Origin of the sequence: Rhizobium metallidurans, from assembly GCF_014196505.1 — a bacterium.
Classification (GTDB): domain Bacteria; phylum Pseudomonadota; class Alphaproteobacteria; order Rhizobiales; family Rhizobiaceae; genus Rhizobium; species Rhizobium metallidurans.
Window position 1 is genome coordinate 1 of sequence record NZ_JACIDW010000016.1, and the last position, 13,638, is coordinate 13,638.

The 13,638-nt window shown below is 62.2% G+C and carries 17 protein-coding genes; 6 read left to right on the forward strand and 11 right to left on the reverse strand.

Annotated features, from left to right (window positions below; translation table 11 throughout):
* Window positions 1–247: 247 nt before the first annotated feature.
* Both GGQ67_RS19365 and sufA read right to left on the reverse strand, forming a co-directional pair.
* Window positions 248–868 (reverse strand): LysE family translocator, encoded by a 621-nt coding sequence (locus GGQ67_RS19365; protein ID WP_183901776.1) that lies wholly within the window; start codon window positions 866–868, stop codon window positions 248–250.
* A 159-nt stretch (window positions 869–1,027) separates the two neighbouring features.
* Window positions 1,028–1,420, reverse strand: a complete 393-nt coding sequence (gene sufA / locus GGQ67_RS19370; protein ID WP_113011327.1) for a Fe-S cluster assembly scaffold SufA — start codon at window positions 1,418–1,420, stop codon at window positions 1,028–1,030.
* A gap of 152 nt (window positions 1,421–1,572) precedes the next feature.
* On the opposite strand from sufA, the gene GGQ67_RS19375 reads away from it, so the two are divergent.
* On the forward strand, window positions 1,573–1,875 hold the full coding sequence (locus tag GGQ67_RS19375) for a type II toxin-antitoxin system RelE/ParE family toxin (RefSeq protein ID WP_183901777.1): 303 nt from the start codon (window positions 1,573–1,575) through the stop codon (window positions 1,873–1,875).
* Window positions 1,872–2,174: an addiction module antidote protein gene (locus GGQ67_RS19380; protein ID WP_183901778.1), complete on the forward strand. Its 303-nt coding sequence runs from the start codon at window positions 1,872–1,874 to the stop codon at window positions 2,172–2,174. Before GGQ67_RS19375 ends, GGQ67_RS19380 begins: the two co-directional genes overlap by 4 nt.
* A gap of 3 nt (window positions 2,175–2,177) precedes the next feature.
* Here GGQ67_RS19380 and GGQ67_RS19385 read toward each other — a convergent pair whose 3' ends face one another.
* The 7 genes from GGQ67_RS19385 to GGQ67_RS19415 form a co-directional block, all read right to left on the reverse strand.
* A complete protein-coding gene (locus GGQ67_RS19385) occupies window positions 2,178–2,558 on the reverse strand; it encodes an SUF system Fe-S cluster assembly protein (RefSeq protein ID WP_183901779.1) in 381 nt (126 codons plus the stop codon).
* 114 nt (window positions 2,559–2,672) lie between these two features.
* Window positions 2,673–3,914 carry a cysteine desulfurase gene (locus GGQ67_RS19390; protein ID WP_183901780.1) on the reverse strand — a complete coding sequence of 414 codons (1,242 nt, stop codon included), beginning with the start codon at window positions 3,912–3,914 and terminating at the stop codon, window positions 2,673–2,675.
* A gap of 12 nt (window positions 3,915–3,926) precedes the next feature.
* Window positions 3,927–5,201, reverse strand: coding sequence for a Fe-S cluster assembly protein SufD (sufD, locus tag GGQ67_RS19395; protein WP_183901781.1), 1,275 nt, complete (start codon window positions 5,199–5,201; stop codon window positions 3,927–3,929).
* A 24-nt stretch (window positions 5,202–5,225) separates the two neighbouring features.
* A complete protein-coding gene (sufC, locus tag GGQ67_RS19400; RefSeq protein WP_183901782.1) occupies window positions 5,226–5,981 on the reverse strand; it encodes a Fe-S cluster assembly ATPase SufC in 756 nt (251 codons plus the stop codon).
* Window positions 5,982–5,986: 5 nt separating this feature from the next.
* Window positions 5,987–6,217, reverse strand: coding sequence for a hypothetical protein (locus GGQ67_RS19405; protein WP_183901783.1), 231 nt, complete (start codon window positions 6,215–6,217; stop codon window positions 5,987–5,989).
* Between the two features lie 2 nt (window positions 6,218–6,219).
* Window positions 6,220–7,689, reverse strand: a complete 1,470-nt coding sequence (sufB, locus tag GGQ67_RS19410) for a Fe-S cluster assembly protein SufB (RefSeq protein WP_183901784.1) — start codon at window positions 7,687–7,689, stop codon at window positions 6,220–6,222.
* 164 nt (window positions 7,690–7,853) lie between these two features.
* Window positions 7,854–9,020: a cysteine desulfurase family protein gene (locus GGQ67_RS19415; protein ID WP_183901785.1), complete on the reverse strand. Its 1,167-nt coding sequence runs from the start codon at window positions 9,018–9,020 to the stop codon at window positions 7,854–7,856.
* Window positions 9,021–9,224: 204 nt separating this feature from the next.
* On the opposite strand from GGQ67_RS19415, the gene GGQ67_RS19420 reads away from it, so the two are divergent.
* The 3 genes from GGQ67_RS19420 to GGQ67_RS19430 are packed head-to-tail and all read left to right on the forward strand — an operon-like array spanning window position 9,225 to window position 10,542.
* A complete protein-coding gene (locus GGQ67_RS19420; protein WP_018902229.1) occupies window positions 9,225–9,902 on the forward strand; it encodes an alpha/beta hydrolase in 678 nt (225 codons plus the stop codon).
* Window positions 9,902–10,327, forward strand: a complete 426-nt coding sequence (locus tag GGQ67_RS19425) for a putative toxin-antitoxin system toxin component, PIN family (protein WP_210279717.1) — start codon at window positions 9,902–9,904, stop codon at window positions 10,325–10,327. The genes GGQ67_RS19420 and GGQ67_RS19425 overlap by 1 nt, the downstream gene beginning before the upstream one ends.
* Window positions 10,324–10,542 carry a hypothetical protein gene (locus GGQ67_RS19430; RefSeq protein ID WP_183901786.1) on the forward strand — a complete coding sequence of 73 codons (219 nt, stop codon included), beginning with the start codon at window positions 10,324–10,326 and terminating at the stop codon, window positions 10,540–10,542. Before GGQ67_RS19425 ends, GGQ67_RS19430 begins: the two co-directional genes overlap by 4 nt.
* Window positions 10,543–10,551: 9 nt before the next feature.
* Here the strand turns inward: GGQ67_RS19430 and GGQ67_RS19435 are convergent, their stop codons facing one another.
* Both GGQ67_RS19435 and GGQ67_RS19440 read right to left on the reverse strand, forming a co-directional pair.
* Window positions 10,552–11,079, reverse strand: coding sequence for a GNAT family N-acetyltransferase (locus tag GGQ67_RS19435; RefSeq protein ID WP_183901787.1), 528 nt, complete (start codon window positions 11,077–11,079; stop codon window positions 10,552–10,554).
* Window positions 11,076–12,200, reverse strand: a complete 1,125-nt coding sequence (locus GGQ67_RS19440) for an anhydro-N-acetylmuramic acid kinase (RefSeq protein ID WP_183901788.1) — start codon at window positions 12,198–12,200, stop codon at window positions 11,076–11,078. Before GGQ67_RS19440 ends, GGQ67_RS19435 begins: the two co-directional genes overlap by 4 nt.
* 130 nt (window positions 12,201–12,330) lie before the next feature.
* Here GGQ67_RS19440 and tyrS point away from each other — a divergent pair, with 130 nt between their 5' ends.
* Window positions 12,331–13,587 (forward strand): tyrosine--tRNA ligase, encoded by a 1,257-nt coding sequence (tyrS, locus tag GGQ67_RS19445; RefSeq protein ID WP_183901789.1) that lies wholly within the window; start codon window positions 12,331–12,333, stop codon window positions 13,585–13,587.
* Window positions 13,588–13,638: the final 51 nt, after the last annotated feature.

Below are 13,638 nucleotides of genomic sequence, written 5' to 3' on the forward strand. Positions count from 1 at the left end.
CCCGCAAACTCGTCATTCTCGCCAACACAATCCTCACCCGACAGACCGAATGGACGCCGAAATATGTGAAAGGATGAGACATGGTTGCTCCCCGCCGGGGAGAAGAGATTCGTGGCAAGCCGCTCGCGCCGACCTACCCTTCGCCCCAACAGGGAGAAGGTGCCCGAAGGTTTCAGGTGCAACAAAGTTGCACCGGGGATGAGGGGGCCACCGGCACAACGCCAGCCACCTCTAACCCACAAACCCCTCACCCAAGCAACGTATACGCCGCCGAGCCAAGCGCCACGACACCAAAGACGATCAGAAGCCAGCTCGTCGCCCGCATGACCTTGGACGTGAAGTCCTCCGACAACCTGTCGCGCGCCAGGCTGACGGCGCCGCTGAGGCAGAACCACCAGGCCAGCGAGCCCGCAAAGACGCCACCGACGATCGCGACCGAACTGAAGCGCCTCGTCTCGTCGAGCAGGCCGAAGCCGGCGAACAGCGCCCCGAAGGAGAGGATCGTCGCCGGGTTGGATATGGTAAGCAGGAAGGTCGCGATCGTGGTGGCAAGCAGGCCGCCGGCGCCGATCTCGGCCGCTTGAGCCGGGTCATGGGTCAGCCCGCGCCAACCGATAAACAAAAGCAGCAATCCGCCGCCGATCGCCAGCGGCAAGGTCGCCATCGACATGGCTTCGGCGAAAACCGCGATGCCGGTGACGGCCACCAGCGCATAGCTGGCATCCCCGATCGCCGTGCCGAAACCGCAGGAAAAGCCGGCGAGGAAGCCGCGCTCCAGCGTCCGGTTGATGCACAGCATGCCGATCGGCCCGAGCGGCGCGGTGATGATGACACCCAGGAGAGCACCCTTGAGGAACAGCAGAAACATGTGGCGGGTCTTAAACGCTCTGGCGGTCGCCGCAACGAAAAAAGCCGCCGAAACCGGCGGCCGCTTGCGAATTGCTCAAGACGAAATGCTCGTGACAAAATACCCGAGAGAAAATACCGGGCCATAATGGCGGCACGGTTGCGATCGATACTGCGGCGTTTACCGCGCAGGCACGACTGCATCGCCGCGCGCAGCAAGCGCCGCCAGATCGGCGGGCTTCAGTTCGACCGATTCGCCACAGCCGCAGGCCGACGTCTGGTTCGGATTGGTGAAGGTGAAGCCGGAGCGCAGCGTCGTCTGCTCAAAGCCCATCTCGGTGCCGAGCAGATAGAGAACCGCCGACGGCTCGATCCACACGCTCGCGCCATCCCGCTCGATCAGGTCGTCCTTGGCGTTGGGCTCGGTGACGAGGTCGATGGTATACTCCATCCCCGCACAACCGCCCTTCTTGATGCCGACGCGAATCCCCTTCGCCTCCGGTCCCGAATTCTCGACGATCGCCTTCACGCGCGCGGCGGCGGTGTCGGTCATGCTCATGACTGCAAAGCCCATGGGCCCATTCTCCTTCCGCAACCGGGGTCAAGGTCCGGCGCTTGTTCTTTCCAATTTAAGCGGCGATGATCGATGCTTCAATATCGAATGCCGAGTTCATTGCCTTCAAATGCTTTTTCATCGATTTGTGTACTCCACAGGATACATTCTTCATGCTAACGGTGGTTCAAACGGCGACTTTCGCCAAATGGCTTTCACGGCAGAGAGATCGCCGCGCCGTTGCCCGGATCGCTTCGCGGCTGCTGCGCATCGAGACCGGATATCTCGGTGACATCAAGGCGGTCGGAGATGGCGTAAGCGAACTGCGCATCGACTACGGACCGGGCTACCGGATCTATGTCACGATGGACCGCTCGACGCTGATCGTGCTGCTTAGCGGCGGCGACAAGTCGACGCAAACCCGCGATATCATCGAGGCGAAGCGCCTCGCAAGGGAATGGAAGGACGCACGATGACGACAGAGACCCTGCCCTTTGACGCCGCCGAATTTCTCGACAGCGACGAAGCGATCGAGGAGTTCATCGTCGCCGCCTTCGAAACCCAGGACGCGGCCTTCATCGCCAAAAGCCTCGGCGTCGTGGCCAAAGCCCGCAACATGAGCGAACTGGCACGCGAGATCGGAATGAGCCGTGCAGCGCTCTACAAGGCGCTGAGCGGCCAGGGCAATCCGGAATTTGCGACCATCATGAAAGTGATGAAGGCGCTCGGCATCGGCATTGCGCCCGTCATGCCAGGCGACAGATCGGCGGCCTGAGCATCAATACCAGCCGACCGACACCTGCGCTTCTTCCGACATCCGGTCCGGCGTCCACGGCGGATCGAAGGTCATCGCCACTTCGACGCCCGACACGCCCTCGACGGAACCGACGGCGTTTTCGACCCAGCCGGGCATCTCGCCGGCGACCGGGCAGCCGGGGGCTGTCAATGTCATCATGATCTTGACCATCCGGTCGTCCTCGATGTCGATCTTGTAGATCAGCCCGAGTTCGAAGATGTCGGCGGGAATTTCCGGGTCGTAGACCGTCTTCAGCGCCATGATGACGTCGTCGCTGAGGCGCGCCAGTTCGTCGGCCGGAATGCTGGAATGCACGATGCCTTCGCGCACGTCGATCTTCTGTTCGCTATCGTCCAAACTCATGCGGACCACTCCTTAAAGCAATTCCAAGAAAAGTGCGAAGCGGTTTTCCGTCCGGAATTGCGTATACAAAACAAACCAGAGCTGTTCTTCCATTCGAAAAAAGATGGAACAGCTCTAGCCAAAGAACTTGCGCGCATACTCGAGCGCGTCGGCCAAGGCATCCACCTCGGCACGGGTATTGTACATGCCGAAGGATGCACGGCATGTGGAGGTGACGCCGAAGCGTTTCAAGAGCGGCATGGCGCAATGCGTGCCGGCCCGAACGGCGACGCCGCGACGGTCGATCACGGTCGAGACGTCGTGGGCATGCAGCCCCTCGATCTCGAAGGAGAAAATACCGCCCTTGCCCGGCGCGTTGCCGATGACGCGCAGCGAATTGATGTCGCGCAGCCGCTCGGCCGCATAGGCCGCCAGATCAGCCTCGTGCCTGGCGATCGCCTCGCGGCCGACCTTGTCCATGTAGTCGAGCGCATAGCCGAGCCCGATCGCCTGGACGATCGGCGGCGTGCCGGCCTCGAAGCGGTGCGGCGGGTCGTTGTAGGTGACGGCATCCTCGGTGACCTCGAAGATCATCTCGCCGCCGCCCTGGAACGGCCGCATCGCCTTCAGCCGATCCTTCTTGCCGTAGAGCACGCCGATCCCCGAGGGACCATAGAGCTTGTGGCCGGTCATCACGTACCAGTCGCAATCGATATCCTGCACGTCGACGGGCATGTGGACGGCGCCCTGCGAGCCATCGATGAGGACAGGAATGCCGCGTTCATGCGCGATCCGGCAGATCTCCTTCACCGGAACGACGGTGCCCAGCGCATTCGACATATGCGTGATGGCGACCAGCTTGGTGCGCTCGGTGAGGCTCTTTTCGAAGGCCTCGATGTGGAAGGCACCCTCGTCGTCGACGGGGACCCAGACCAGCTTGGCGCCCTGCCGCTCGCGGATGAAATGCCACGGCACAATGTTGGAGTGGTGCTCCATGATCGAGATGACGATCTCGTCGCCCTCGCCGATATTCGGCATGCCCCAGCCATAGGCGACCGTGTTGATCGCCTCGGTCGAAGACTTGGTGAAGACGATGTCGTCAACCGAAGGCGCGTTCAGGAAGCGGCGCACCTTTTCGCGCGCGGCTTCATAGGCTTCGGTGGCGGCGTTGGACAGGAAGTGCAGGCCGCGATGGACATTGGCGTATTCGCTGGAATAGGCGTGGCTGATCGCGTCGATCACCACCTGCGGCTTCTGGGCCGAGGCGCCGTTGTCGAGATAGACCAGCGGCTTGCCGTACACTTCCTTCGCAAGGATCGGAAAATCCCTGCGAATGGCTTCGACGTCATAGGCGGTTGCGGGCACTATCTTGTCCATCATCTCGTCCGATCAGGCGTGCTTTTCGAGCCAGGCCGAGATCACGCCTTCCAGCGCTTCGACCAGGGCTTCGTCTTCCAGTTCCTCGACGATCTCGGCAACGAAGGCGTTGACCAGCATGGCGCGCGCCTTGTTTTCCGGGATGCCACGCGCCATCAGATAATAGAGATGGTTGTGGTCGATATCGGCAACCGTGGCGCCATGGCCGCACTGCACGTCGTCGGCGAAGATCTCGAGCTCCGGCTTCACCGAGAACTCGGCGTCGTCGGACATGAGAAGCGTGTTGCACGCCATCTTCGCGTCGGTCTTCTGCGCATCGGGCGCGACCCGGATCATACCCTGGAACACGCCCTTGGCGCGGTCGAAGACGACGTTGCGGATGATCTCGGTGGAACCGGTATGCGGCACGTTGTGGCCGAGCACCATGGTCACGTCGGTATGCGTCTCGGCGCCGAGCAGGTTGATCCCGCGCAGTGTCAGGTCAGCACCCTCGCCCGCCACCTTGATATGCAGTTCCTGGCGCACCAGCTGGCCGCCGGCGTTGATGACGAACAGCTTCAGCTTGGCGTTCGCGGCAAGCTCGACGCGGATCTGGCCGAGATGCGTATCGTCGGCGCCCTGCTGCTGCAGGATGATCCAGGTCACTTCGCTGCCCTCGCCGACCGTGACGTCGCTGACATGCGAAACCAGCGCCGCGTCCGCCGTCACCGACAGGTGACGTTCGATCACGGTCGCCTGGACGGCGGCGCCGATGCTGACTGGAAGGCGCGTATGCGTCTGGCCGCCGGCATGCACGAACTGGATCTCCAGCGGCTCGTCAAGCACGGTCTCGGTGGGCACGTCGATGACGTAGCCGTCGCGCACGAAGCTGCCGTTGATCCGGCCGACCGCGTCGTCCTTGTCGAGCGCGCCGAGGCGATCGGCGGCCGAACCATCCGACAGCTGGTCGGCATAGCACGAGATCGCGAGATCGCCGGCGCGCGCCCTGTGATCAGGACGTCCCTGGATGACGGACAGCACGGCCGAACCCTCGACCAGCGGATCGCGGGCGTCGGAGCCGGCGTCGCCTGCCTGTGCGGGCACGGCGCGCAGCAGCGTCTTCAGGTCGGTGTAGTGCCAGGCCTCGACGCGGCGCGTTGGAAGCCCCGAAGTCTTCAGGTCGTCGAGCAGCCGGTCGCGAATGGCGATCACGGCGCCATCGCCCGGCAGTTCGCCGATCTCGTTGTTGAACGCCTCGATCAGCGCCGCTTCAGCGGCGGTCAGGCGGGTCGTCGTCTGCATGTTCATGCGACCAGTTCCTTTCCGCCTAGATCAGGCCGCCGCGCCGATGATGTCGGCATAGCCGTTGGCTTCCAGATCATGCGCCAGCGTCTTGTCGCCGCTCTTGATGATCTGGCCCTTGTAGAGAACGTGGACGGTATCCGGCACGATATAATCGAGCAGGCGCTGGTAGTGAGTAATGACGATGGTGGCGCGGTCGGGCGAGCGCAGCGCGTTGACGCCGTCGGCGACGATCTTCAGCGCGTCGATGTCGAGGCCGCTGTCGGTTTCGTCGAGGATGCAAAGCTGCGGCTCGAGCAGCGCCATCTGCAGGATCTCGGCGCGCTTCTTCTCGCCGCCGGAGAAGCCGACATTGAGAGGACGCTTCAGCATCTCGGTGTTGATCTGCAGCTTGGCGGCCGCATCCTTGACGAGGCGCATGAAATCAGGCGTCTTCAGCTCTTCCTCGCCGCGCGCCTTGCGCTGCTCGTTCATCGCGACCTTCAGGAACTGCATGGTGGCGACGCCGGGGATTTCGACCGGATACTGGAAGGCGAGGAAGATGCCCTTCGAGGCGCGCTCGGCCGGATCGAGTTCGAGAATGCTCTCGCCGTTGTAGAGAATGTCGCCCTCGGTGACCTCGTAATCGTCACGACCGGACAGGATGTAGGACAGCGTCGACTTGCCGGAGCCGTTCGGCCCCATGATCGCAGCCACTTCGCCCGCCTTCACGGTGAGGTTCAGCCCCTTGATGATCTCGGTGCCGTCTTCGGCGATGCGGGCGTGCAGGTTCTTGATTTCAAGCATTGTGTTCACTTCTCTTGTTCAGGCAGCTTCTTCCCAAGGGAAGAGCCCGGAAAATTCACATATTCGGCCATCAAAAGGGCCACGATGAGCAGGAAACCTGATCCGACGGCGACGGGCAGAGCGAACGGCCAGCCGAACCAGTAGGAGAGTGCAGAAACCCCCATCCCCGATAGCGAGATCAACAACGCAAGTATGTAGATCTGCAACAGAACAGGAAACTTTTCGCGCTCTCTCATGGTTACCCCACGCTACCCTCAAGCGAGATGCTGATCAGCTTCTGCGCTTCGACGGCGAATTCCATCGGCAGTTCCTGCAGCACTTCCTTGACGAAGCCGTTGACGATCAACGCGATCGCCTCTTCCTCGGGAATGCCGCGCTGCAGGCAGTAGAACTTCTGGTCCTCGGAGATCTTCGAGGTTGTCGCCTCGTGTTCGAACTGCGCGGTCGAGTTCTTCGCCTCGATGTAGGGAACCGTGTGCGCGCCGCACTTGTCGCCGATCAGAAGCGAATCGCACTGCGTGAAGTTGCGGGCGTTCGATGCCTTGCGGTGGGCCGAGACCTGGCCGCGATAGGTGTTCTGGGAAACGCCGGCGGCAATACCCTTCGACACGATGCGGCTCGACGTGTTCTTGCCGAGATGGATCATCTTGGTGCCCGAATCGATCTGCTGATGGCCGTTCGACACCGCGATCGAGTAGAACTCGCCCCTGGAATCATCGCCGCGCAGGATGCAGGACGGGTACTTCCAGGTGATCGCCGAACCGGTTTCGACCTGCGTCCACGAGATCTTCGAACGCGCGCCACGGCAATCGCCGCGCTTGGTCACGAAGTTGTAGATGCCGCCCTTGCCCTGGGCATCGCCCGGATACCAGTTCTGGACCGTCGAATACTTGATCTCGGCGTCATCGAGAGCAACGAGCTCGACCACGGCCGCATGCAGCTGGTTTTCGTCGCGCTGCGGCGCGGTGCAGCCCTCGAGATAGGACACGTAGGCGCCCTCCTCGGCGATGATCAGCGTGCGCTCGAACTGGCCGGTGTTCTTCTCGTTGATGCGGAAGTAAGTCGACAGTTCCATCGGGCAGCGAACGCCCTTCGGAATGAACACGAAGGAACCGTCGGTGAACACGGCCGAGTTCAGCGTCGCATAATAGTTGTCGGAGGTCGGAACGACCGAGCCGAGATACTTTCGTACGAGTTCGGGATGCTCGCGAATGGCTTCGGAGATCGACATGAAGATCACGCCGGCCTTCTTCAGCTCTTCCTTGAATGTCGTCACGACGGAAACGCTGTCAAAAACCGCATCGACGGCGATCTTCGGCCGTTCGACGCCGGCGAGAATTTCCTGTTCCTTCAGCGGAATGCCGAGCTTCTCGTAGACCTTGAGAATTTCAGGATCGACCTCGTCGAGCGACTTCGGGCCCGGCGTCGACTTCGGCGCGGCGTAGTAGTGGATGTCGTTGAAATCGATCTTCGGATAATCGACGCGAGCCCAGTTCGGCTCTTCCAGCGTCAGCCAGCGCTTGTAGGCTTCCAGACGCCATTCGAGCATCCATTCCGGCTCCTGCTTCTTGGCGGAGATGAAACGGATGATATCCTCGGACAGGCCCTTGGGTGCCTTGTCCATCTCGATGATCGTCTCGAAACCGTATTTGTACTGATCGACGTCAATCTCGCGGACGCGATCGACCGTTTCCTGGACGGCGGGCATATCGTTCTCCAATCTCGCCGGAGAAAAGGTCCGGCAGCTTGTCGTTCGGGCAATTTCGGTTGCCCCTTATGTAAGTGGCCAAAGGGGACTTTTCAGCCCGAATGGCAAGTGGAAATTTGCGTTTTCGCAAATTTATCAGGCGGTCGTGGCGCCTTATCAGGCAATCACGCCGCCTCTCCCGCCGGCTTGCGCCGCGCGGCTATCTTCGTGAATGTCGCGACCGCCCTGCCGATATCCTCGTCCGTCGTGGAAAAACCGAGCGACATCCGGAGCGCGCCGAGCTTTGGATCGCGACCCATCGCCACCAGCACATGGCTCTCGCCGACCTTGCCGGACGAGCAGGCAGCACCGGCAGACAGTGCCACGCCTTCGAGATCGAAGGCAATCTGCCCGGTTTCGGCCTTCAGCCCCGGCAGGGTGAAGAAGGTGGTGTTGGAGACACGCTGTTGATCAGCGCCGTAGATCACGACATCCGGCGCTGCGTTGCGCATCCCGTCTTCCAGCTGCTCCCGCAGAGCGGAGATGCGGCCATTGCGCTCGTCGAACTCCCGGACAGCGACCTCGGCCGCCGCGCCGAAGCCGATGACGGCAAGCGAATTCTCGGTCCCCGACCGGTGACCCTTTTCCTGGCCGCCACCGTGGATAAGCGCCCTCGGCATCAGCACTTCGCCGCGCGACACCAGAGCGCCGGCGCCCTTAGGGCCGCCGATCTTGTGCGAGGAGACAATGACGAAATCGGCGCCGAGCGCATTGATATCAAGCGCGATCCGGCCCGCAGCCTGCACGGCATCGACCACGAGCAGGCCGCCATGTCCCTGAACGACCTTGGCGACCTCGCCCACCGGCTGCACCACGCCCGTCTCGTTGTTGACGAGCATGACGGCGACCATCGGCAGGCCGGTCGATTTGTCGTGGCCAGCCAGAAGGCTTTGCAGCTGATCGAGATCGACGACGCCGTCGGCGGTCACCGCGATCTCGGTCGTGCGGTCCTTGCCGAACCGTCCACCCTCGCGGATCGCCGGATGCTCGATCGCCGAGTGATAGAGGTGCCCGATCGCCATCGGCGTGCGGCCCATGCGGAAATCGGGTGTCAGCACCATGTTGGCGGCCTCGGTGGCGCCGCTGGTAAAAATGACATGGGCGGGATCGGCGCCGGCGAGCGTCGCCACCTGACGGCGGGCGCCTTCGATCGCGGCGCGCACCGCGCGGCCCTCGCCATGGACGGAACTCGGATTGCCGAACATATCAAGCGTCCGCAGGACCGCGTCGCGCGCCGCGGGATGCAGCGGTGCCGTCGCGTTCCAATCGAGATAGAGCCGGGCCGGCGCCATGATCTTTTCGTCCTGCGCTTGTTTCTTGCGTGGCGGACCGGTGCATTTTCCTTGAAAAGTCAGCCGGGCTTGTCCTATGACACATCCAACACTGCGTGGATTGCCATGCAAGTTTCGAATTGTTCTAAACTGCGTTTTAGAAAAGCTGACAACGTCCGTCAAGTCTGCGCAGGGCGAACGCGAGAAATAAAAGCCGGAGTACCGATGCCCGAAGTCATTTTCAACGGCCCCGCAGGCCGCCTTGAAGGCCGCTACCAGCCCTCCAAGGAAAAGAGCGCGCCGATTGCCCTCATTTTGCACCCGCACCCACAGTTCGGCGGCACGATGAACAACCAGATCGTCTACCAGCTCTTCTACATGTTCCAGAAGCGCGGGTTCACGACGTTGCGCTTCAACTTCCGGGGTATCGGCCGCAGCCAGGGCGAATTCGACCATGGCGCCGGCGAGCTCTCCGACGCGGCCTCCGCGCTCGACTGGGTGCAGAGCCTGCATCCTGATTCGAAGACCTGTTGGGTCGCCGGCTATTCCTTCGGCTCGTGGATCGGCATGCAGCTGTTGATGCGCCGTCCGGAGATCGAAGGCTTCATGTCGATCGCGCCGCAGCCGAACACCTACGACTTCTCCTTCCTCGCTCCCTGCCCGTCCTCCGGCCTGATCATCAACGGCGACGCCGACAAGGTGGCACCGGAGAAGGACGTCAACGGCCTGGTCGAGAAGCTGAAGACCCAGAAGGGCATCCTCATCACCCACCGCACGGTGCCGGGCGCCAACCACTTCTTCAACGGCCAGGTGGAAACGCTGATGGGCGAATGCGAGGACTACCTCGACCGCCGCCTCAACGGCGAACTGGTCCCGGAGCCGGCCGCCAAGCGCATCCGCTGATGATGCGGATCGTTGTCGATACCAACGTGCTCGTCAGCGCTTGTATCGGTAACGGCCCAGCCAGCCGCGTTATTGAGCTGTGCCTGACGGGGGAATTGACGCCCGTAATCGGCGCTGCGCTGTTTCTGGAATATCTCGATGTTATCGAACGCGAGCCGCTCTTCAGGGCGGCTCGTTTGAGTCTGGAGGAACGCCGGCTGCTGCTCCGCGCTTTCGCTTCCCGCAGCCAATGGCAGGAAGTATTCTACCTCTGGCGACCCAATCTTCCCGACGAAGCCGAAAACCATGTTTTCGAATTGGCCGTTGCGGCAAACAGCGCTACAATCGTCACCTATAACCAGCGAGACTTTCGCCAGCGGGAATTGCGGTTTCCGGATTTGCGCGTCGTCACGCCCGATGTCTTTCTCGAAGAGCGAAATTCATGACGATGCTGAGTTTTCAGGTTTCCAAGGATGTCGAGAGGAAAGTCGCGGACATTGCGGCCGAGAGCGGTAGAACCGTCGAGGATCTGCTGAGCGACATGACGGCGCGGATGGTGCGGGACTTCGAAGCGCGCCAGACGTTCGAAGCGATGTCGGAACGCGGACGCGGTGATGTCGACAAGGCGCTGGACCTCCTGCGTAAGCCCGACAGAAGCTAAGCGCGTCCGCTAGGCTTGGCGCATCTCGGCGGTCAGCTCGAAGGTCGGGCAGGACATCCCGTCAATGGTGATCGGCATGCGGCCCCGCATGCCGATTTTCGTCAGAACACGTTGCGACGCGACATTGTCGGGATGCGTGAAGGCGATGAACTGGTCAGCGAATCTCTTGTCGAAAAACCAGTCCGCGAGCCCCATCCCCAGTTCCGTCGCGTAGCCCTTGCCCCACTCCTCGTGGCGAAGGGAATAGCCGAGCTCGAACGCGCCGCGATCGCTGCCATAGCGCGAAAAGCCGGCACGACCGATGAATCGGCCGTCGTCGAGGCTGGTGACCTTGTACTTGGTCACCCCATCGCGCGCCTGCTCGGCAAAGAAGCTCATGAAGCGCTCCTGCACCTTGGCAGCGCTCCAGGGTGCGGCACCAGAGAGATAGCGTGTCGTCTCGATCGTCGAATGCAGCAATTGCAGCAGATGGACGTCGTATTGCCCCCACATGGACAAAACGAGCCTGGGTGTCTTCAGGATCACAAGATCGGTCATGGCTTCCTCGCGATCACGCCGCCGGTCACCGGCGCGGAAACGCCTGTCGTCCCGGGATATGTCAGCGGGAGTCCGTTGAGCGAGCGCACCGCGAGATAGGCCCAGGCCTCCGCCTCCATGGCGCCGCCGTCAAAGCCGGCCATCTCCGCCGAGACGACCCGGGCACCCTTTGCCGTGGCGAGATCGGCGAATTCGCGCATGATCACGGGATTGAGCCGCCCGCCGCCACAGACGACATATGTCCTGGGCGGTTGCGGCAGGTGATCGGCGAGCGTGACGATCGAGGCGGCGGTAACATGCGCCAGCGTTCTTGCGCCGTCCTCCAGCGACACCTCGCCTTTCTCGGGCGGCAGGAAATCGCCGCGGTCGAGCGAGCGCCTGATGTTGCCGGAAAAGAACGGGCTCAACAGATAGCGGCGCGTAAGATCAGGCACCACCGCCCCGCGGCTGGCCGTCTCGCCGTTGCGGTCATAGGCCCGGCCGGTATGCGCCTCGACCCATTGGTCGATCAGCATGTTGCCCGGCCCGCTGTCGAAAGCGGAAAGCACGCCGTCGGCGCCGACATAGGTGAGGTTCGAAATGCCGCCGATATTGACGAACACCACGGGCGCGGCGAAACCGTCCGGCAGGTTGGCGGAGAGGGCCGCATGATAGACCGGGATCAGCGGCGCGCCCTGCCCGCCCTGCACCATGTCGTTGGCGCGCATGTCGTAGACGACGTCGATGCCGGTCTCTGACGCGAGCAGCGGTCCGTCGCCTATCTGCACGGTGACGCCGGCATCCGGCCGGTGCAGCACGGTCTGTCCGTGAAAGCCGATGAGGTCGATATCGTCAGGCTTGAAATTATGTCGCGCCAGGAAAGACTTGACCACGGCGGCGTGGCAAAGCGTCAGCACCCTCTCGGCGTCGGCGAGGTCGCCCGGCCGGTCGCCGCGCTCGACCACGGCCTTGGCCGTCTGCAGCGCCTGCTTCCAGCGGCCACGCAGATCGTCGTCATAGGGCACGTAGAGGCTCGGGCCGCGACGGATGATATTTTCGCCGTCGGTCTCAAGCAGCGCCGCGTCGATCCCGTCCATCGAGGTGCCGCTCATCAAGCCGATCGCTGTCAGGATTTTCCCCATTGTCCCTCGATGATCTACAAATAAAGGAGCCAATCAACCAAATGGTGACTGTGCGAGAAAACAGTGCTAAACGCGCCGCGTTGCTTCAACAATAGCCAATCCGAAAATCCTGATCCGAAAGCAAAAGGTCATGACCGAGTTCAAATCCGATTTCCTCCGCACGCTGAAAGAGCGTGGCTTCATTCATCAGATCTCCGATGAATCCGGCCTCGACGCCCTGCTCGCAAAGGAAACCGTGACCGCCTATATCGGCTATGACCCGACCGCATCGAGCCTGCATGTCGGCCACCTCACCCAGATCATGATGCTGCACTGGTTCCAAGCCACCGGCCACCGTCCGATCTCGCTGATGGGTGGCGGCACCGGCATGGTCGGCGACCCCTCCTTCAAGGACGAGGCACGCAAGCTGATGACGGTCGATACGATCGAGGAGAACATCGCCTCGATCAAGAGCTGCTTTGCCAACTATCTCGACTACGACAAGTCGGGCAATCCGGCGCTGATGATCAACAACGCCGAGTGGCTGCGCTCGCTGAACTACCTGGAGTTCCTGCGCGATGTCGGCCGCCATTTCTCGGTCAACCGCATGCTCTCCTTCGACAGTGTCAAGACGCGCCTCGACCGCGAGCACTCGCTGTCCTTCCTCGAATTCAACTACATGATCCTGCAGGCCTACGACTTCGTCGAGCTCGCCAAGCGCTACGATTGCCGGCTGCAGATGGGTGGCTCCGACCAGTGGGGCAACATCATCAACGGCATCGACCTCGGTCACCGCATGGGGACCGAGCAGCTCTACGCGCTGACCTCGCCGCTCTTGACCACCTCGTCGGGCGCCAAGATGGGCAAGTCCGCTTCGGGCGCGGTGTGGCTCAACGCCGACCTGCTGCCGGTCTATGACTTCTGGCAATACTGGCGCAACACCGAGGATGCCGACGTGCCGCGCTTCCTGAAGCTCTTCACGACGCTGCCGATGGACGAAATCGCCCGCCTGTCGGCCCTTGCCGGCTCCGAGCTCAACGAGGTCAAGAAGATCCTGGCGACCGAGGTCACCACGATCCTGCACGGTCGTGAAAACGCCGAACAGGCGGCCGAAACGGCCCGCAAGACTTTCGAGGAAGGCGCGCTTTCCGACAACCTCCCCTCGATCGACGTGCCGGCCGCAGAACTGGATGCCGGCATCGGCCTGCTCGCCCTGATCGTCCGCGCCGGCCTCGCCGCCTCCAACGGCGAAGCCCGCCGCCATGTCCAGGGCGGCGCGGTCCGCATCAACGACCAGGCCATCAGCGACGAGCGCAAGCTCATCGGCGGCGGTGAAGTGACCGCCGACGGCGTGATCAAGCTGTCGCTCGGAAAAAAGAAACACATCCTGATCCGCCCGGCCGCATAAGGGCGGGTTGTTCAGGACTTTACCGAAAGGCCGGCACGATCGCCGGCCTTT

Coding starts and splice junctions, on each gene's coding strand:
- GGQ67_RS19365 (WP_183901776.1), bottom strand. CDS start 868: ATGTTTCTGCTGTTCCTCAAGGGTGCTCTCCTGGGTGTCATCATCACC.
- GGQ67_RS19425 (WP_210279717.1), top strand. CDS start 9,902: ATGATGCGGATCGTTGTCGATACCAACGTGCTCGTCAGCGCTTGTATC.
- GGQ67_RS19430 (WP_183901786.1), top strand. CDS start 10,324: ATGACGATGCTGAGTTTTCAGGTTTCCAAGGATGTCGAGAGGAAAGTC.
- sufA (WP_113011327.1), bottom strand. CDS start 1,420: ATGGGCTTTGCAGTCATGAGCATGACCGACACCGCCGCCGCGCGCGTG.
- GGQ67_RS19420 (WP_018902229.1), top strand. CDS start 9,225: ATGCCCGAAGTCATTTTCAACGGCCCCGCAGGCCGCCTTGAAGGCCGC.
- GGQ67_RS19385 (WP_183901779.1), bottom strand. CDS start 2,558: ATGAGTTTGGACGATAGCGAACAGAAGATCGACGTGCGCGAAGGCATC.
- GGQ67_RS19415 (WP_183901785.1), bottom strand. CDS start 9,020: ATGGCGCCGGCCCGGCTCTATCTCGATTGGAACGCGACGGCACCGCTG.
- tyrS (WP_183901789.1), top strand. CDS start 12,331: ATGACCGAGTTCAAATCCGATTTCCTCCGCACGCTGAAAGAGCGTGGC.
- sufC (WP_183901782.1), bottom strand. CDS start 5,981: ATGCTTGAAATCAAGAACCTGCACGCCCGCATCGCCGAAGACGGCACC.
- GGQ67_RS19375 (WP_183901777.1), top strand. CDS start 1,573: ATGCTAACGGTGGTTCAAACGGCGACTTTCGCCAAATGGCTTTCACGG.
- GGQ67_RS19380 (WP_183901778.1), top strand. CDS start 1,872: ATGACGACAGAGACCCTGCCCTTTGACGCCGCCGAATTTCTCGACAGC.
- GGQ67_RS19390 (WP_183901780.1), bottom strand. CDS start 3,914: ATGGACAAGATAGTGCCCGCAACCGCCTATGACGTCGAAGCCATTCGC.
- sufB (WP_183901784.1), bottom strand. CDS start 7,689: ATGCCCGCCGTCCAGGAAACGGTCGATCGCGTCCGCGAGATTGACGTC.
- GGQ67_RS19435 (WP_183901787.1), bottom strand. CDS start 11,079: ATGACCGATCTTGTGATCCTGAAGACACCCAGGCTCGTTTTGTCCATG.
- sufD (WP_183901781.1), bottom strand. CDS start 5,201: ATGAACATGCAGACGACGACCCGCCTGACCGCCGCTGAAGCGGCGCTG.
- GGQ67_RS19440 (WP_183901788.1), bottom strand. CDS start 12,200: ATGGGGAAAATCCTGACAGCGATCGGCTTGATGAGCGGCACCTCGATG.
- GGQ67_RS19405 (WP_183901783.1), bottom strand. CDS start 6,217: ATGAGAGAGCGCGAAAAGTTTCCTGTTCTGTTGCAGATCTACATACTT.